This is a genomic window from Pseudomonas sp. p106 (genome assembly GCF_003936645.1).
Taxonomy (GTDB): Bacteria; Pseudomonadota; Gammaproteobacteria; order Pseudomonadales; family Pseudomonadaceae; genus Aquipseudomonas; species Aquipseudomonas putida_E.
The window spans coordinates 42,138-57,349 of record NZ_RHQR01000012.1 but is presented as its reverse complement, the minus strand read 5'-3'; the positions used below and the strand labels follow the sequence as shown (position 1 = coordinate 57,349).

At 64.8% G+C, this 15,212-nt stretch carries 14 protein-coding genes; 7 read left to right on the top strand and 7 right to left on the bottom strand.

Annotated features, from left to right (window positions below; translation table 11 throughout):
* Positions 1 to 4 precede the first annotated feature (4 nt).
* The 3 genes from EGJ09_RS15915 to EGJ09_RS15905 all read right to left on the bottom strand — a co-directional run bounded on the left by EGJ09_RS15915 (position 5) and on the right by EGJ09_RS15905 (position 1,973).
* Positions 5 to 937: a rhodanese-related sulfurtransferase gene (locus EGJ09_RS15915; protein WP_125924323.1), complete on the bottom strand. Its 933-nt coding sequence runs from the start codon at positions 935 to 937 to the stop codon at positions 5 to 7.
* Between the two features lie 204 nt (positions 938 to 1,141).
* Positions 1,142 to 1,441, bottom strand: coding sequence for a BolA family transcriptional regulator (locus EGJ09_RS15910; RefSeq protein WP_046787388.1), 300 nt, complete (start codon positions 1,439 to 1,441; stop codon positions 1,142 to 1,144).
* A 10-nt stretch (positions 1,442 to 1,451) separates the two neighbouring features.
* Positions 1,452 to 1,973 (bottom strand): DUF2059 domain-containing protein, encoded by a 522-nt coding sequence (locus tag EGJ09_RS15905; RefSeq protein WP_115272938.1) that lies wholly within the window; start codon positions 1,971 to 1,973, stop codon positions 1,452 to 1,454.
* Positions 1,974 to 2,128: 155 nt separating this feature from the next.
* Between EGJ09_RS15905 and EGJ09_RS15900 the strand changes: the two genes are divergently transcribed.
* Positions 2,129 to 3,523, top strand: coding sequence for a class II fumarate hydratase (locus EGJ09_RS15900; RefSeq protein ID WP_046787390.1), 1,395 nt, complete (start codon positions 2,129 to 2,131; stop codon positions 3,521 to 3,523).
* 97 nt (positions 3,524 to 3,620) lie between these two features.
* Here EGJ09_RS15900 and EGJ09_RS15895 read toward each other — a convergent pair whose 3' ends face one another.
* Both EGJ09_RS15895 and pap read right to left on the bottom strand, forming a co-directional pair.
* Positions 3,621 to 4,583: a DMT family transporter gene (locus EGJ09_RS15895; RefSeq protein ID WP_115272940.1), complete on the bottom strand. Its 963-nt coding sequence runs from the start codon at positions 4,581 to 4,583 to the stop codon at positions 3,621 to 3,623.
* Positions 4,584 to 4,702: 119 nt separating this feature from the next.
* Positions 4,703 to 6,196: a polyphosphate:AMP phosphotransferase gene (gene pap, locus EGJ09_RS15890; protein ID WP_046787392.1), complete on the bottom strand. Its 1,494-nt coding sequence runs from the start codon at positions 6,194 to 6,196 to the stop codon at positions 4,703 to 4,705.
* 156 nt (positions 6,197 to 6,352) lie between these two features.
* On the opposite strand from pap, the gene mnmC reads away from it, so the two are divergent.
* The 5 genes from mnmC (at position 6,353) to EGJ09_RS15865 (ending at position 13,671) form a co-directional block, all read left to right on the top strand.
* On the top strand, positions 6,353 to 8,326 hold the full coding sequence (gene mnmC / locus EGJ09_RS15885; RefSeq protein ID WP_125924322.1) for a bifunctional tRNA (5-methylaminomethyl-2-thiouridine)(34)-methyltransferase MnmD/FAD-dependent 5-carboxymethylaminomethyl-2-thiouridine(34) oxidoreductase MnmC: 1,974 nt from the start codon (positions 6,353 to 6,355) through the stop codon (positions 8,324 to 8,326).
* 216 nt (positions 8,327 to 8,542) lie between these two features.
* Positions 8,543 to 10,330, top strand: a complete 1,788-nt coding sequence (locus EGJ09_RS15880) for an N-acetylglutaminylglutamine amidotransferase (protein ID WP_046787394.1) — start codon at positions 8,543 to 8,545, stop codon at positions 10,328 to 10,330.
* Positions 10,331 to 10,333: 3 nt separating this feature from the next.
* Complete coding sequence (gene ngg, locus EGJ09_RS15875) at positions 10,334 to 12,079, top strand: N-acetylglutaminylglutamine synthetase (protein WP_046787395.1); 1,746 nt, start codon at positions 10,334 to 10,336, stop codon at positions 12,077 to 12,079.
* Positions 12,080 to 12,197: 118 nt separating this feature from the next.
* Positions 12,198 to 13,382 (top strand): osmoprotectant NAGGN system M42 family peptidase, encoded by a 1,185-nt coding sequence (locus tag EGJ09_RS15870; RefSeq protein WP_046787396.1) that lies wholly within the window; start codon positions 12,198 to 12,200, stop codon positions 13,380 to 13,382.
* A 61-nt stretch (positions 13,383 to 13,443) separates the two neighbouring features.
* Positions 13,444 to 13,671, top strand: coding sequence for a YheU family protein (locus EGJ09_RS15865; protein ID WP_039603187.1), 228 nt, complete (start codon positions 13,444 to 13,446; stop codon positions 13,669 to 13,671).
* A gap of 54 nt (positions 13,672 to 13,725) precedes the next feature.
* Here EGJ09_RS15865 and csrA read toward each other — a convergent pair whose 3' ends face one another.
* Positions 13,726 to 13,914, bottom strand: coding sequence for a carbon storage regulator CsrA (csrA, locus tag EGJ09_RS15860; protein ID WP_046787397.1), 189 nt, complete (start codon positions 13,912 to 13,914; stop codon positions 13,726 to 13,728).
* Positions 13,915 to 14,034: 120 nt separating this feature from the next.
* Positions 14,035 to 14,850, bottom strand: a complete 816-nt coding sequence (locus EGJ09_RS15855) for an SDR family oxidoreductase (RefSeq protein WP_119688435.1) — start codon at positions 14,848 to 14,850, stop codon at positions 14,035 to 14,037.
* A gap of 206 nt (positions 14,851 to 15,056) precedes the next feature.
* On the opposite strand from EGJ09_RS15855, the gene EGJ09_RS15850 reads away from it, so the two are divergent.
* Complete coding sequence (locus tag EGJ09_RS15850; protein ID WP_003252624.1) at positions 15,057 to 15,209, top strand: DUF3309 family protein; 153 nt, start codon at positions 15,057 to 15,059, stop codon at positions 15,207 to 15,209.
* Positions 15,210 to 15,212 lie beyond the last annotated feature (3 nt).

Here is a 15,212-nt window from a genome sequence, read left to right as displayed (position 1 = left end):
GCAATCAGGCCTCGGCTTTGTAGTTGTAACCGATCGGGTGCGGCAGGTTGCGGGCCTTGGCCAGCTCGATCTGCTTCTGCCGGTCGATGGCGCTGCGCCGGGTCTTTTCGCTCAGGCTGTCCCAGCAGTGCGGGCAGCTCACGCCTGGCGAATAGTGCTCGGACGCGCGGTCCTGGGCGTTGACCGGGTGGCGGCAGGCATGGCACTGGTCATACTCGCCTTCGGTCAGGTCATGGCGCACCGTGACGCGGTTGTCGAAGACAAAGCAGTCGCCGTCCCACAGGCTTTCTTCCTGGGGTACTTCCTCGAAGTATTTCAGGATGCCGCCCTTAAGATGATAGACCGCCTCGAAGCCTTCACCGAGCATGTAGCTGGAGGCTTTTTCACAGCGGATGCCGCCGGTGCAGAACATGGCGACCTTCTTGTGCTTGCTGGGGTCGAAGTTGGCCTTGATGTACTCGGGGAACTCGCGGAAGGTCTCGGTCTTGGGGTCGATTGCGCCCTTGAAGGTGCCGATGGCCACTTCGTAGTCGTTGCGGGTGTCGATCAGCAGTACTTCCGGGTCGCTGATCAGGGCATTCCAGTCTTTGGGATCGACGTAGGTACCAACGGCATTGTTCGGGTCCACGCCCGGCACGCCGAGGGTGACGATCTCTTTCTTGAGCTTGACCTTGGTGCGGTAGAACGGCTGCTCGTCGCAGTAGGATTCCTTGTGGTCGACATCGACCAGGCGCGGGTCGCTGCGCAGCCAGGCGAGCAGGCCATCGATGCCTTCGCGGGTGGCCGAAACGGTGCCGTTGATGCCCTCGTTGGCCAGCAGCAGGGTGCCTTTGACGCCATTGTCGAGCATGGCCTTGAGCAGGGGCTCGCGCAGCTCTACGTAGTCTTCAAGGGTGACGAACTTGTACAGCGCCGCCACGACGATCGGGTGGGTCATTGCGTTGAATCTCCAGGTGGTTGCCCTCGTAAGGGGCGGACCGGGTTTGACAAAAAGCTGGGGGGCCGCTTTGCGCCCCTTTCGCGACACAAGGCCGCTCCTACAGGTGAATACATAACCCCTGTAGGAGCGGCCTTGTGTCGCGAAAGGGCCGCAAAGCGGCCCCCCGGATGTCGCGGATTGTACCAGAACGCCAAAAAGGATTCAGTGCTTGCCGCCACCTGCACACACCGGCGACGCAGGTGCAACACCCACCTTCGCCCACTCCTCGCTGGTGTAGGTGTGGATGGCCAGCGCATGGATCTGGCCCATCAGTTCACCCATGGTGGCGTACACCTTCTGGTGGCGCTTGACGCTGTTGAGCCCGGCAAACTGCTCGCTGACGATCACCGCCTTGTAGTGGGTTTCCTGGCCACGGCTGTGCATGTGGCTTTCGTTGAGCACTTCAAGGTGCTGCGGCGCCAGGGCGGCCAGCTGCTGCTCGATGCGTTGCTGCATGGTCATCGGGTATTACTCACTTCTTGGCCGGGGCGGCCTTGCCGGCATTGGGGTCAAGCTCTTTGGTCATGTCTTCGAGCAGCTTGTTGACCACCGGCACTGCCGGCTCCAGGCTTTGCTGGGTCAGCTGGGCCGACTGCTGGGTGACCTTGGGCATCTGGCTGAGGACTTTCTTGCCCAGCGGCGACTGGTAGAACTTGACCAGGTCCTTGAGCTCCTGCTCGGTGAAGGTCTGGGTGTACAGGTCAACCATCTTCGGCTTGAGCTTGTTCCAGCCGATGGCGCTGTCCAGCGCGGCGTTGGCCTTGGCCTGGTAGCTTTCCAGCACCGACTGCTTGGTGGCCGGGGCCTTGGTCTGGGCGAAGCGCTGGGCGAACATCTGCTGGACCTGCATGTACACCGGGGTGCCCAGCTTGTCAGCGTTGGCCAGGGTCAGGAACTTCTCGGCGGCAGCGTTGTGGCTGGCGGTGGCAGCGAGTACCTGGCCGCTGGCACAGGCCAGGGCGACGGCAGCACAGAGGGCACGGAGACGGGTCATTGCATATCCTTCAAGGAGGGGGAGGCGGTACCTCAGAGATGAGCATTCTGCTCCCGCCAGGGTGCAGCGCTCAAGTGGCACGACGAGCGATTGAACCGCTCGATCGCATGGGGGCCTAAACTGCTGATTCTGACTGACAAGGGAGTGAACGCAGCATGAGCCGTATCGAAACAGACAGCCTGGGCCCGGTCGAAGTTCCGGAGCACGCCTACTGGGGCGCGCAGACCCAACGCTCGCTCATCAACTTTGCCATTGGCAAGGAACGCATGCCGCTCCCGGTGCTGCACGCCCTGGCGCTGATCAAAAAAGCCGCAGCACGGGTCAACGACCGCAATGGCGACCTGCCAGCCGACATCGCCCGCTTGATCGAGCAGGCTGCCGACGAAGTGCTCGACGGCGAGCACGACGACCAGTTCCCGCTGGTGGTGTGGCAGACCGGCAGCGGCACGCAGAGCAACATGAACGTCAACGAGGTGATTGCCGGGCGGGCCAACGAGCTGGCCGGCAAAGGCCGCGGCGGCAAGGCGCCGGTGCACCCCAACGACCATGTCAACCGCTCGCAGAGCTCCAATGACTGCTTCCCTACCGCCATGCACATTGCCGCAGCACAGGCGGTGCACGAGCAACTGCTACCGGCGATCGCCGAGCTGTCTTCGGGGCTGGCGGAGCTGTCGGCGCGCCACCACAAACTGGTCAAGACTGGCCGCACGCACATGATGGATGCCACGCCCATCACCTTCGGCCAGGAGGTGTCGGCCTTCGTTGCCCAGCTCGACTACGCACAGCGCGCCATCCGCGCCACCTTGCCGGCGGTATGCGAACTGGCCCAGGGCGGCACTGCCGTGGGCACCGGGCTCAATGCCCCGCAGGGTTTCGCCGAAGCCATTGCCGCTGAACTGGCCGCCCTCTCCGGCCTGCCGTTCGTCACCGCGCCAAACAAGTTCGCCGCCCTGGCCGGCCACGAGCCGCTGACCAGCCTGGCGGGGGCGCTGAAGACCTTGGCGGTGGCCTTGATGAAAATCGCCAATGACTTGCGCCTGCTCGGCTCCGGGCCCCGCGCCGGGTTGGCCGAGGTGCGCCTGCCGGCCAACGAGCCGGGCAGCTCGATCATGCCAGGCAAGGTCAACCCGACCCAGTGCGAAGCGCTGTCGATGCTGGCCTGCCAGGTGCTGGGCAATGACGCGGCCATCGGTTTTGCCGCCAGCCAGGGGCACCTGCAGTTGAACGTGTTCAAGCCGGTGATCATTCATAACCTGCTGCAGTCGATCACGCTGCTGGCTGATGGCTGCCGCAACTTCCAGCAGCACTGCGTGGCCGGGATAGAGCCGGATACCGAACAGATGGCGGCGCACCTGGAGCGCGGGCTGATGCTGGTGACCGCGCTCAACCCGCATATCGGCTATGACAAAGCGGCAGAGATTGCCAAGAAGGCCTACAGCGAGGGCAAGACCCTGCGTGAGGCGGCGCTGGAATTGAAGTACCTGACCAATGAGCAGTTCGATGAGTGGGTGCGGCCGGAGAACATGCTGGCACCGGGTGGCAAGGGCTGATTGATTGGCTGGTACTTATGGCCCTATCGCCGGCAAGCCGGCTCCTACAAGGGTTTTGTGGGAGCCGGCTTGCCGGCGATAGGGCCGGAACAGGCTCTCAACCAACCTGAGCCAGGCGCGCCCTTCTCGCCCGCCACCCGGCCACCAGCGATGGCCCCAAGGCCACCAGGGTCGACCCCAGCACCACGGTCACCGCGCCTACATAGCCCAGGGCATTGATGTCTTCAGCCTGCACATACGCAGGCCACATCCAGGCCGCCACTGCCACCGCCACAAAGGTCACCAGTGGCGTCAGCGCCAGCGTGGCACTCACCCGCGATGCCTCCCAGTGCGCCAGTGCCTCGGCAAAAGCACCATAGGCCACCAGCGTGTTCAGGCAGCAGGCCAGCAGCAGCCAGCCTTGCAGGGGCGTCAACTGCAACGCCTCCAGCGGGTGCACCCAGGGTGTCAGCAGCGCGGCGCAGCTCAGGTAGATCACCATCATCACCTGCTGCGAATGCCACACCGTCAGTAGCTGCTTCTGGCTCAGGGCATAGAACACCCAGATACTGGTGGCCAGCAGGATGGTCAGCACGCCCGTGGTGTAGGTGCCCAGCGAGGTCAGCAGCTCTTCAAGGCGCTGGTTGAAGAACAGCCCGAAGCCGGCAAGCAGCACCAGCAGCCCCAGGCCTTGGCCCAGGCTGAAGCGCTCCTTGAACACGAACACGCTGGCCACCAGCAGCAGCACCGGGCCGATCTGCACCACCAATTGCGCAGTACCGGGGCTCAGCAGGTTCAGGCCGATCAGGTACAGCACGTAATTGCCCATCAGGCCGCACACGGCCACAGCCACCAGGCCTTTGCCTTTGGTGCCGAGCTTGCCGAACGAAGGCAAACGGCGCTTGGCTGCCAGCCAGGCGAACAGCAGGCCGCCGGACACCAGCAGGCGGAACCAGGTGACGGTCACCGGGTCGACCACCTGCAGCACTTGCTTGAGTTTGATTGGCAGGATGCCCCACAGCAGTGCGGTCAGAAGCGCCAGGGCCAGTCCATAGCTCCGGCGTCCGGATGTGATGTGCATAAAGTCCTCGGTCGAGCCCGTTGTAGGGTGCCTCGATTCTAAAGGCTTGCTACCTGCCAACGGGGAAAAAAGGCGGGAAAAGAATTCATCAGGTCATTCCCCTGCGGCATGGCGGCTGACTATTTCTTGTGTTTGGCAAACGCCGCTTCCAGGGCCTCATTGATGGTGCGCAACACCTTCACCCGTGCCCACCGCTTGTCATTGGCCTCGACCAGCGTCCATGGCGCGATCTCGGTGCTGGTGCGGTCGACCATGTCCCCCACTGCATCCACATACAGGTCCCACTTGTCGCGGTTGCGCCAGTCGTCCTCGGTGATCTTGTAGCGCTTGAACGGGATTTGCTCGCGCTCTTCAAACCGCTCCAGCTGGGTCTGCTGGTCGATCGCCAGCCAGAACTTGACCACTACCGCGCCGGCGTTCACCAACTGCTCCTCGAAATCATTGATTTCACCATAGGCACGCATCCAGTCGGCCGGGGTGCAGAACCCTTCGATGCGTTCCACCAGCACCCGGCCGTACCAGGAGCGGTCGAAGATGGTGAACTTGCCGCGTGCCGGAATGTGCCGCCAGAACCGCCACAGGTACGGCTGCGCACGCTCATCTTCGCTAGGGGCGGCGATCGGCACGATACGGTACTGGCGCGGGTCCAGCGCTGCCGCCACCCGGCGAATCGCCCCGCCCTTGCCTGCAGCATCATTACCCTCGAACACGGCCACCAGCGAGTGCCGGCGCATGTGCTTGTGGCGCAACAGGCCGGCCAGGCGAGCCTGCTCGGTCACCAGTTGCTCCTGGTAGTCCTGCTTGTCCAGGTGCAGGGTCATGTCCAGCGCGCCGACCAGGCTGCGCTGATCGATGCTGCGCCCCAGCGGCGCAATGTTGCCCTGGTGCTTGCCTTTGGGGTTGACGGCCAGTGCGGCCTGCAGGCTTTCCAGCAAGATGCGCCCAACGGCCAGGCTGCGGTAGTTGGGGTCGACCCCTTCAACTACATGCCACGGTGCATAGTCACGGCTGGTACGGCGCAACACCCGCTCGCCAAAACGCACGAAACGGTCGTAGGTCTGCGACTGTTGCCAGTCCAGCGGGCTGATGCGCCAGCTGTGCAAGGGGTCGTCCTTGAGCGACTTGAGCCGCGCTTTCATCTGTTTCTTGGACAGGTGGAACCAGAACTTGATGATCAGCGCACCTTCGTCGCAAAGCATCTGCTCCAGGCGCTCGGCACCGGTGATGGCCTGGTCGAGCACCGCATCCTTGAACTGCCCATGCACCCTGCCCTGCAGCATCTGGCTGTACCAATTGCCGAAAAACACGCCCATGCGCCCCTTTGGCGGCAGCGCCCGCCAGTAGCGCCAGGCGGGGGGCCGGGCCAGTTCTTCGTCGGTCTGCTGGTCGAAGGTGAGCACGTCGATCATGCGCGGGTCCATCCACTCGTTGAGCAGCTTGACCGTCTCGCCCTTGCCGGCGCCTTCGATGCCATTGATCAGCACGATCACCGGGAAGCGTGCCTGCTGCTTGAGTTCGTACTGGGCTTCGAGCAAAGCCTCGCGCAGCGCGGGCACTTCTGCCTCAAAGGTATCGTCGTCGATGCTGTGGCCAATTTCGGCGGATTCGAACATGCACTGGCTCCTTCAATGGATAAGCAAGATTAGCGGAATCCTGGCGGCAAGCGGCACGCTTCAAGCTGCAAGAAAACGCAGGCCGTGCCACCATCTGCTTTTTCTTGCAGCTTGCAGCTTGCCGCTTGCAGCTCCCCACCTCCAGCGAAACCAGCCATGCCCGCATCCACCCTCCTTCAGCATGCCCAGATCGACTGGGACGACCAGGGCCGCCCCCATTCGCGGCAATACGGCGATGTGTACTTCGCCATCAACGAGGGCATTGCCGAAACCCAGCATGTGTTCCTCGAACAAACCCGCCTGCGCCAGCGCTTCGCCAACCTGGCGCCCCACGCCTGCCTGGTGATCGGCGAAACCGGCTTTGGCACCGGCATGAATTTTTTCTGCGCCTGGCAGCTGTTCGCCGAAACAGCCCACGCCGACGCCCGCCTGCATTTCGTCAGCGTCGAGAAGTACCCCCTGGGCCATGCCGACATGGCCCGGGCGATGCGCCTGTGGCCGGAGCTGGCGGCGTTCACCGAACCCTTTTTGCGCCAGTACGTCGCGGTGCACCAGGGCTTCCAGCAGTTCACCTTCGACCAGGGCCGAATCACCCTTACCCTGCTGATCGGCGATGTGCTGGAGCAGCTGCCGCAGCTGGACGCACGCATCGACGTGTGGTTCCTCGACGGTTTCGCCCCGGCGAAGAACCCCGACATGTGGACACCCGAGCTGTTCACGCAACTGGCCAGGTTGTCCCATGCCGGCACCGCACTGGGCACCTTCACCACCACCGGCTGGGTTCGCCGCAGCTTGATCGAGGCCGGCTTCACCATGAAGAAGGTGCCTGGCATCGGCAAGAAGTGGGAGGTGATGAGCGGTGAGTACACCGGCACGCCCAACGCGCCCATGTCGGCGCCCTGGTACGCCCGGCCAACTGCCCCAGAAGGCCCGCGCGAGGCCCTGGTGATCGGCGCAGGGCTCGCTGGCAGCGCCAGCGCTGCCAGCCTGGCCGCACGCGGCTGGCAGGTAACGGTACTGGAGCGTCACGACGCAGCGGCCCGCGAAGCCTCAGGCAACCCCCAGGGCGTGCTGTACCTCAAGCTGTCCGCGCACGGCACGGCTTTGTCGCAGATGATCCTGGCCGGCTTCGGCTATACACGGCGCCAGCTTGACCTACTGCAGCGCGGCCAGGACTGGGATGCGTGCGGGGTTTTGCAACTGGCCTTCGACAGCAAGGAAGGCGAACGCCAGGGCAAGCTCGCCGATGCCTTCGAGGGCAGCTTGCTGCGCGCCGTGCAGCGCAGTGAAGCCGAAGCGATTGCCGGGGTCGCACTGCCTGCCGGCGGGTTGTTCTACCCCGAAGGCGGCTGGGTGCACCCACCGGCACTGTGCAACGCTCAACTGCAGCACCGTAACATTCGCCTGCTGGCCCATCACGATGTGCTCGCACTGCGCAAGGCCGATGGCCTGTGGCAAGCCTGGGCCGGCGACCGGCTGCTGGCCAGCGCGCCAGTGGTGGTGCTGGCCGGGGCGGCTGACGTGAAGCGTTTCGGGCCCTGTACGCAGTTGCCGCTCAAGCGCATCCGCGGGCAGATCACCCGCCTGCCGGTGACCGACGCCAGCCGGGCGCTGGCTACCGTGGTTTGCGCCGAGGGCTATGTGGCACCGCCCAGGGGTGAGGAGCACACGCTGGGGGCCAGCTTCGACTTCCATAGCGATGACCTGGCGCCGACCGTGGCCGAGCACCAGGGCAACCTGGCCATGCTGGATGAAATCTCCAGCGACCTGGCCCGGCGCCTGGGTGTCGCAGCGCTTGCCCCTGAGCAGTTGCAGGGGCGCGCGGCATTTCGCTGCACCAGCCCGGATTACTTGCCGATCGTGGGGCCGGTTGCCGACCCTGCAGCCTTCGCCGAAGCCTTTGCAGTCCTGGGCAAGGACGCGCGGCAGGTGCCCGAGGTGCCCTGCCCCTGGCTGGAGGGGCTGTATGTGAACAGCGGGCATGGGTCGCGGGGGCTGATCACGGCGCCGCTTTCGGGCGAGCTGATTGCTGCCTGGGTCAGTGGCGAGCCATTGCCGCTGCCGCGGGCGGTGGCTGAGGCATGCCATCCGAACCGGTTTGGCTTGCGCAAGTTGATTCGGGGTAAATGAAGGGGCTGCTGTGCAGCCCAATCGCCGGCAAGCCGGCTGCCACGATCCGCAGCGCTGCTGAGCCCTGTGGCAGCCGGCTTGCCGGCGGTTGGCCGCATTACAAAGTGCTGCTTATAACGGATTGGTCTAAAACTCTCGCAAATCCCCCAGGTCAGTTCCTTACAGGCGCCCTAATCCGGGGCGCTGATTCCCCAACGGAAAAACCGGTAAGGACCTATGTGCGGATTAGCAGGAGAGTTGCGTTTCACCCCCATCGACCAAGCCCCTCGCCCGGCGGACCTCGCCGCGGTAGAGCGCATGACCCATCACCTGGCGCCTCGTGGCCCCGACGCCTGGGGCTTCCATAGCCTGGGCCCGATTGCCCTGGGCCATCGCCGGCTGAAAATCATGGACCTGTCCGACGGCTCGGCTCAGCCCATGGTCGACAACACCCTGGGCCTGTCTTTGGCCTTCAACGGTGCCATCTACAACTTCCCCGAACTGCGCCAGGAGCTGCAGGACCTGGGCTACACCTTCTGGTCCGACGGCGACACCGAGGTGCTGCTCAAGGGCTACCACGCCTGGGGCGCGGCCTTGCTGCCCAAGCTCAACGGCATGTTCGCCCTGGCCATCTGGGAGCGCGACAACCAGCGCCTGTTCCTGGCCCGCGACCGCTTGGGCGTCAAGCCTTTGTACCTGTCGCGCAACGGCGAGCGCCTGCGCTTTGCCTCGACCCTGCCAGCGCTGCTCAAAGGTGGCGACATCGACCCGATGATCGACCCGGTAGCGCTCAACCACTACCTCAACTTCCACGCCGTGGTGCCGGCGCCACGCACCTTGCTGGCCAATGTGCAAAAGCTCGAACCCGGCACCTGGATGCGCGTCGACCGCCACGGTGAAGTCGAACGCCAAACCTGGTGGCAGCTGCATTACGGCCCCAACCCGGACGAGCGCGACCTGGACCTGGAAGGCTGGACCACCCGTGTGCTCGATGCCACCCGTGATGCCGTCGGCATCCGCCAGCGCGCCGCCGTGGACGTAGGCGTACTGCTGTCCGGCGGCGTCGACTCCAGCCTTTTGGTCGGCTTGCTGCGCGAAGTGGGCGTTGATGACCTGTCGACCTTCTCCATCGGCTTCGAGGATGCCGGCGGCGAGCGCGGTGACGAGTTCCAGTACTCCGACCTGATCGCCAAGCACTACGGCACCCGCCACCACAAGCTGCGCATCGCCGAAAGCGAAATCATCGAGCAATTGCCGGCCGCGTTCCGCGCCATGAGCGAACCGATGGTCAGCCACGACTGCATCGCCTTCTACCTGCTGTCACGCGAAGTGGCCAAGCACTGCAAGGGCGTGCAGAGCGGCCAGGGTGCCGACGAGCTGTTCGCCGGCTACCACTGGTACCCGCAGGTGGACGGCGCCAAGGATGCCTTTGGCGCCTACCGCGATGCATTCTTCGACCGCAGCCATGCCGAGTACCGCGACACCGTGCAAGCGCCGTGGCTGTTGGAAACCGACGTGGCCGGCGACTTCGTGCGCGAACACTTCGCCCGCCCGGGCGCGGCCGAGGCAGTGGACAAGGCGCTGCGCCTGGACAGCACGGTGATGCTGGTCGACGACCCGGTCAAACGGGTCGACAACATGACCATGGCCTGGGGCCTGGAGGCCCGTACACCGTTCCTGGACTACCGCCTGGTCGAGCTGTCGGCACGCATCCCGGCGCGCTTCAAATTGCCCGATGGCGGCAAGCAAGTGCTCAAGCAAGCCGCACGCCGGGTGATCCCCCATGAGGTGATCGACCGCAAGAAAGGCTACTTCCCGGTACCCGGCCTCAAGCACTTGCAAGGCGCCACCCTGGACTGGGTACGCGAACTGCTCACCGACCCCAGCCAGGACCGCGGGCTGTTCAACCCGGCCATGGTAGACCGCCTGCTGAGCAACCCGCATGGCCAGCTTACCCCGCTGCGCGGCTCCAAGCTGTGGCAGCTGGCGGCGCTGAACCTGTGGCTCAGCGAACAAGGAATCTGACCGATGAAAGCCCATGAAACCGCCTACGGTCAGCGCCTGCTGCGTGGCCAGGCGCCGTCCTACGAGCGCCTGCAGGCGCGCCTGGCCGGCGATGGCAGCGAGCCCCACAGCCAGCCGCGTGCGCTGCACTGCGGCTGGGGCCGGCTGCTGATAGGCCACACCTACCCGGACCCGGCCAGCCTGGCCGAGGCGCTGCAGCAGGAACGTCCCGGCGAGCGCGACATCGCGCTGTATGTGGCGGCCCCGCAACAGCTGCTGGCGCAGGCACCGCAGCAGCTGTTCCTCGACCCGTCCGACACGCTGCGGCTGTGGTTCACCGACTACCGCCAGGCGCAACGGGTGTTTCGCGGTTTCCGTATCCGCCGCGCACAAAGCGCCAGCGACTGGCAGGCCATCAACACCCTGTACCAGGCACGCGGCATGCTCCCGGTGCAGCCCGAGCTGCTGACGCCGCGCCACCAGGGCGGGCCGGTGTACTGGCTGGCCGAGGACGAAGACAGCGGCGCGGTGATCGGCAGCGTCATGGGCCTGAACCACAGCAAGGCGTTCGATGACCCTGAGCACGGCAGCAGCCTGTGGTGCCTGGCCGTGGACCCGCATTGCACCCGCCCTGGCGTGGGTGAGGTGCTGGTGCGCCACCTGGTCGAGCACTTCATGAGCCGCGGCCTGGCCTACCTGGACTTGTCGGTGTTGCACGACAACCGCCAGGCCAAGCGGCTGTACGAGAAGCTCGGTTTCCGCAACCTGCCGACCTTCGCGGTCAAACGCAAGAACGGCATCAACCAGCAATTGTTTCTGGGCCCCGGCCCTGAAGCGGGGCTGAACCCGTATGCACGGATCATCGTCGATGAGGCCTACCGCCGTGGCATCGAGGTGCAGGTGGACGACGCCGCAGGCGGGCTGTTCACCCTCAGCCTGGGCGGGCGTCGGGTGCGTTGCCGCGAGTCGCTGAGCGACCTGACCAGTGCGGTCAGCATGACCCTCTGCCAGGACAAGCGCCTGACCCAGCAAACCTTGCACAACGCCGGCCTGCTGGTGCCGGTGCAGCAACTGGCCGGCAATGCCGACGACAACCTGGCGTTTCTCGACGAGCACGGCGCGGTGGTGGTCAAGCCGGTGGATGGCGAGCAGGGCCAAGGGGTGGCGGTGAACCTGACCACTTACGAGGAAGTCAGCCAAGCCATAGAACACGCCCGCCGTTTCGACAGCCGTGTGCTGCTGGAGAGCTTCCACCCGGGCCATGACCTGCGCATCGTGGTGATCGGTTTCGAGGTGGTTGCGGCGGCGATTCGGCACCCGGCCCAGGTGGTCGGCGACGGTAAACACAGCATTCTTGAGCTGATCGAGGCCCAGAGCCGCCGCCGTCAGGCTGCTACCGGTGGCGAAAGCCGCATTCCGCTGGACGACGAAACCGAGCGCACCCTGCGTGATGCGGGCTTCGACTACACCAGCGTATTGCCTGCAGGCCAGCGCCTGGCCGTGCGCCGCACCGCCAACCTGCACACGGGCGGCACGCTGGAGGACGTTACCGAGCGCCTGCACCCGGTGCTGGCCGACGCCGCCGTGCGCGCGGCGCGGGCGCTGGAAATTCCAGTGGTGGGCCTGGACCTGATGGTGCGTGATGCCGAACAGCCGGACTACGTGATCATCGAGGCCAATGAACGCGCCGGCTTGGCCAACCATGAACCGCAGCCAACGGCAGAGCGCTTTGTCGACCTGCTGTTCCCGCATAGCCGGGCGTTGGCGTGAATCCATGACGGCCCTATCGCCGGCAAGCCGGCTCCTACAAGGCTCATCACGGTCCATGTGGGAACCGGCTTGCCGGCGATAGGGCCCGCCAGAGCACAGCTTTACCCGAGGAGTACCCATGTCTGAACGATACCCCGAGCCGGACCTTGACTACCTCAAGCGCGTCCTGCTGGAGATGCTCGCCATCCCCAGCCCGACCGGCTTCACCGACACCATCGTGCGCTATGTCGCCGAACGCCTGGACGAACTGGGCATTCCCTTCGAGCTGACCCGCCGCGGCACCATCCGCGCCACCCTCAAGGGCCGGCAAAGCTCCCCAGACCGCGCCGTCTCGGCCCACCTGGACACCATCGGCGCCAGCGTGCGCCAATTGCAGGACAACGGCCGCCTGGCCCTGGCCCCGGTGGGCTGCTGGTCGAGCCGTTTCGCCGAGGGCAGCCGGGTCAGTGTATTCACCGACACCGGCGTGTTCCGCGGCAGCGTGCTGCCGCTGATGGCCAGCGGGCACGCCTTCAATACCGCCATCGACCAGATGCCCGTCAGCTGGGAGCACGTAGAAGTGCGCCTGGACGCCTACTGCACCACCCGCGCCGACTGCGAGTCGTTGGGGATTGCCATTGGCGACTTCGTGGCGTTCGACCCGCTGCCGGAGTTCACCGACAGCGGCCATATCAGTGCCCGCCATCTGGACGACAAAGCCGGCGTGGCCGCGCTGCTCGCTGCCCTCAAGGCAGTCGTGGAAAGTGGCCGCCAGCCGATGATCGACTGCCACCCGCTGTTCACCATCACCGAAGAAACCGGCTCAGGCTCTGCCGCTGCCCTGCCCTGGGACGTCAGCGAATTCGTCGGCATCGACATCGCCCCGGTGGCACCCGGCCAGGCGTCGAGCGAACACGCCGTCAGCGTGGCCATGCAGGACTCGTCGGGGCCCTATGACTACCACCTGTCACGCCACTTGCTGAAACTGGCCGGCGACCAGGAGCTGCCGGTGCGCCGTGACGTGTTCCGCTATTACTTCAGCGATGCCCATTCGGCGGTCACCGCCGGGCACGACATCCGCACGGCGCTGGTGGCGTTCGGTTGCGATGCCACCCATGGTTACGAGCGCACCCACATCGACAGCCTGGCCGCACTCAGCCGCCTGTTGTCGGGCTACCTGCTCAGCCCGCCGGTGTTCGCAAGCGATTCCAACCCGGCCAATGCCTCGCTGGAGCGCTTCAGCCACCAGTTGGAGCACGATGCGCAGATGGAGAGCGATACCCGGGTGCCTGCCGTCGACAGCCTGGTGGGGAACAAGGAGTGAGCCGTAGCGGCCCGGTTTGGCGTAGCATGGGCGCATTCTTTTACCAAGCTGAATGCCGCCCATGCTGATCCCCTACGAACACTTGCAAGCCGAAACCCTGACGCGCCTGATCGAGGATTTCGTCACCCGCGACGGCACCGACAATGGTGATGACACGCCGCTGGAAACCCGTGTGCTGCGGGTGCGCCAGGCGCTGGCCAAGGGCCAGGCGTTCATCCTGTTCGACCCGGAAAGCCAACAGTGCCAACTGCTGGCCAAGCATGATGTGCCGCGCGAACTGCTCGACTGACCGGTACCGGCCGCTTCGCGGAGCAAACCTGCGAAGCGGCCGGTGAGGTCAACCTCAAGCCGAATTGCCCTTGCGCTTCTCCCCCGCCTTGATCCGCTTGTACACCTCCGCCCGGTGCACCGACACTTCACGCGGCGCACTCACGCCAAAACGCACCATGCCATTGCGTGTTTCCACCACCTTGATCTCAATATCGTCACCAATGTTGATGACTTCGCCGACTACGCGTCCAATGACCAACATGTTCCGGTCCTCCGGCAACAGGGAAAACCGGAGAGTGCATGGGGATATTCGGTGACTCAACGCCCTCGCAGCAATTCAGAACAAGCCTACATCGGCAGGTAATTCGCCCTACAGACGGTACTACAATCCGCGCGCCTGGGCCTTGCCACGCATTTTCACCGCCATCTCTGCCATCTCGTCATACAGCCGCTGGGGCGCCTGCTGCTTGAGCTGCCAGGCCTGGCGCCCGGCCTCGTGGGGCAGGATCAGGAATTCACCGGCCTCCACCTGCTGGTGGATGTAGTCGGCAATGTCCGCCGCACTGATCGGCGAGCCCTCCAGCAGTTTGCCCACCTGGGCCTTCATGGCCGGGTTCGGGCCGCGGAAAGAGTCGAGCAGGTTGGTCTGGAAGAACGACGGGCACACCACGTGCACAGCCACTTCCAGCTGGCGCAGCTCTACCAGCAGGCTCTCGGACAGCGCCAGCACACCGGCCTTGGCAACGTTGTAGTTGCTCATGCCCGGCCCCTGCATCAGGGCCGCCATCGACGCCACATTGATGATGCGCCCCTTGCTGCGTTCGAGCAGCGGCAGGAAGGCCTTGCAGCCCTTGACCACACCCATCAGGTTGACCGCGATCTGCCAGTCCCAGTCTTCCAGCGACAGCTCGGCGAAGAAGCCGCCCGAGGCGACACCGGCGTTGTTGACGATCACATCGATACCGCCGAACTTCTCTTCGCAGGCCTGGGCCAGGGCGGTCAGCTGGCTGTAGTCGCGCACGTCGCAGCGCTGGACGAAGCCCTCGCCGCCGGCACCGCGCACAAGCTCCAGGGTTTCGCGCAGGCCTGGCTCGTTGACGTCGGCCAACGCCAGGCGCCAGCCCTCGCGCGCCCAGCGCAGGGCGATCTCGCGGCCGAGGCCGGAACCGGCGCCAGTGATCATGATGCGTTTGTGCATGGTGGCAGGCCTTGTACTGATGGGTGGTCAGCCCAGTCTAATCAAGGCGTTGGCGCCAGAGAGGGTTCATCAGGGTAGTGAATGGGCGGGCATGACCAAACGGTCAGTACCAGGCAAATGGAATCTTTGCCAAGCGGCGCCGGTCCGAATTAACAAGAGGCCAGCTGTACGAGGCTCTTGACCCCTAACCACGCAAGGACTCCGTCATGACCACGATCCTCATCATCATCCTGATCCTGCTGTTGATTGGTGGCTTACCGGTCTTCCCACACTCGCGCAGCTGGGGCTATGGCCCATCCGGCATCATTGGCGTGGTGCTGGTGATTCTGCTGGTGTTGTTGTTGCTCGGCATGATTTGAACC

Coding starts and splice junctions, on each gene's coding strand:
- EGJ09_RS15915 (WP_125924323.1), bottom strand. CDS start 937: ATGACCCACCCGATCGTCGTGGCGGCGCTGTACAAGTTCGTCACCCTT.
- EGJ09_RS15910 (WP_046787388.1), bottom strand. CDS start 1,441: ATGACCATGCAGCAACGCATCGAGCAGCAGCTGGCCGCCCTGGCGCCG.
- EGJ09_RS15905 (WP_115272938.1), bottom strand. CDS start 1,973: ATGACCCGTCTCCGTGCCCTCTGTGCTGCCGTCGCCCTGGCCTGTGCC.
- EGJ09_RS15900 (WP_046787390.1), top strand. CDS start 2,129: ATGAGCCGTATCGAAACAGACAGCCTGGGCCCGGTCGAAGTTCCGGAG.
- EGJ09_RS15895 (WP_115272940.1), bottom strand. CDS start 4,583: ATGCACATCACATCCGGACGCCGGAGCTATGGACTGGCCCTGGCGCTT.
- pap (WP_046787392.1), bottom strand. CDS start 6,196: ATGTTCGAATCCGCCGAAATTGGCCACAGCATCGACGACGATACCTTT.
- mnmC (WP_125924322.1), top strand. CDS start 6,353: ATGCCCGCATCCACCCTCCTTCAGCATGCCCAGATCGACTGGGACGAC.
- EGJ09_RS15880 (WP_046787394.1), top strand. CDS start 8,543: ATGTGCGGATTAGCAGGAGAGTTGCGTTTCACCCCCATCGACCAAGCC.
- ngg (WP_046787395.1), top strand. CDS start 10,334: ATGAAAGCCCATGAAACCGCCTACGGTCAGCGCCTGCTGCGTGGCCAG.
- EGJ09_RS15870 (WP_046787396.1), top strand. CDS start 12,198: ATGTCTGAACGATACCCCGAGCCGGACCTTGACTACCTCAAGCGCGTC.
- EGJ09_RS15865 (WP_039603187.1), top strand. CDS start 13,444: ATGCTGATCCCCTACGAACACTTGCAAGCCGAAACCCTGACGCGCCTG.
- csrA (WP_046787397.1), bottom strand. CDS start 13,914: ATGTTGGTCATTGGACGCGTAGTCGGCGAAGTCATCAACATTGGTGAC.
- EGJ09_RS15855 (WP_119688435.1), bottom strand. CDS start 14,850: ATGCACAAACGCATCATGATCACTGGCGCCGGTTCCGGCCTCGGCCGC.
- EGJ09_RS15850 (WP_003252624.1), top strand. CDS start 15,057: ATGACCACGATCCTCATCATCATCCTGATCCTGCTGTTGATTGGTGGC.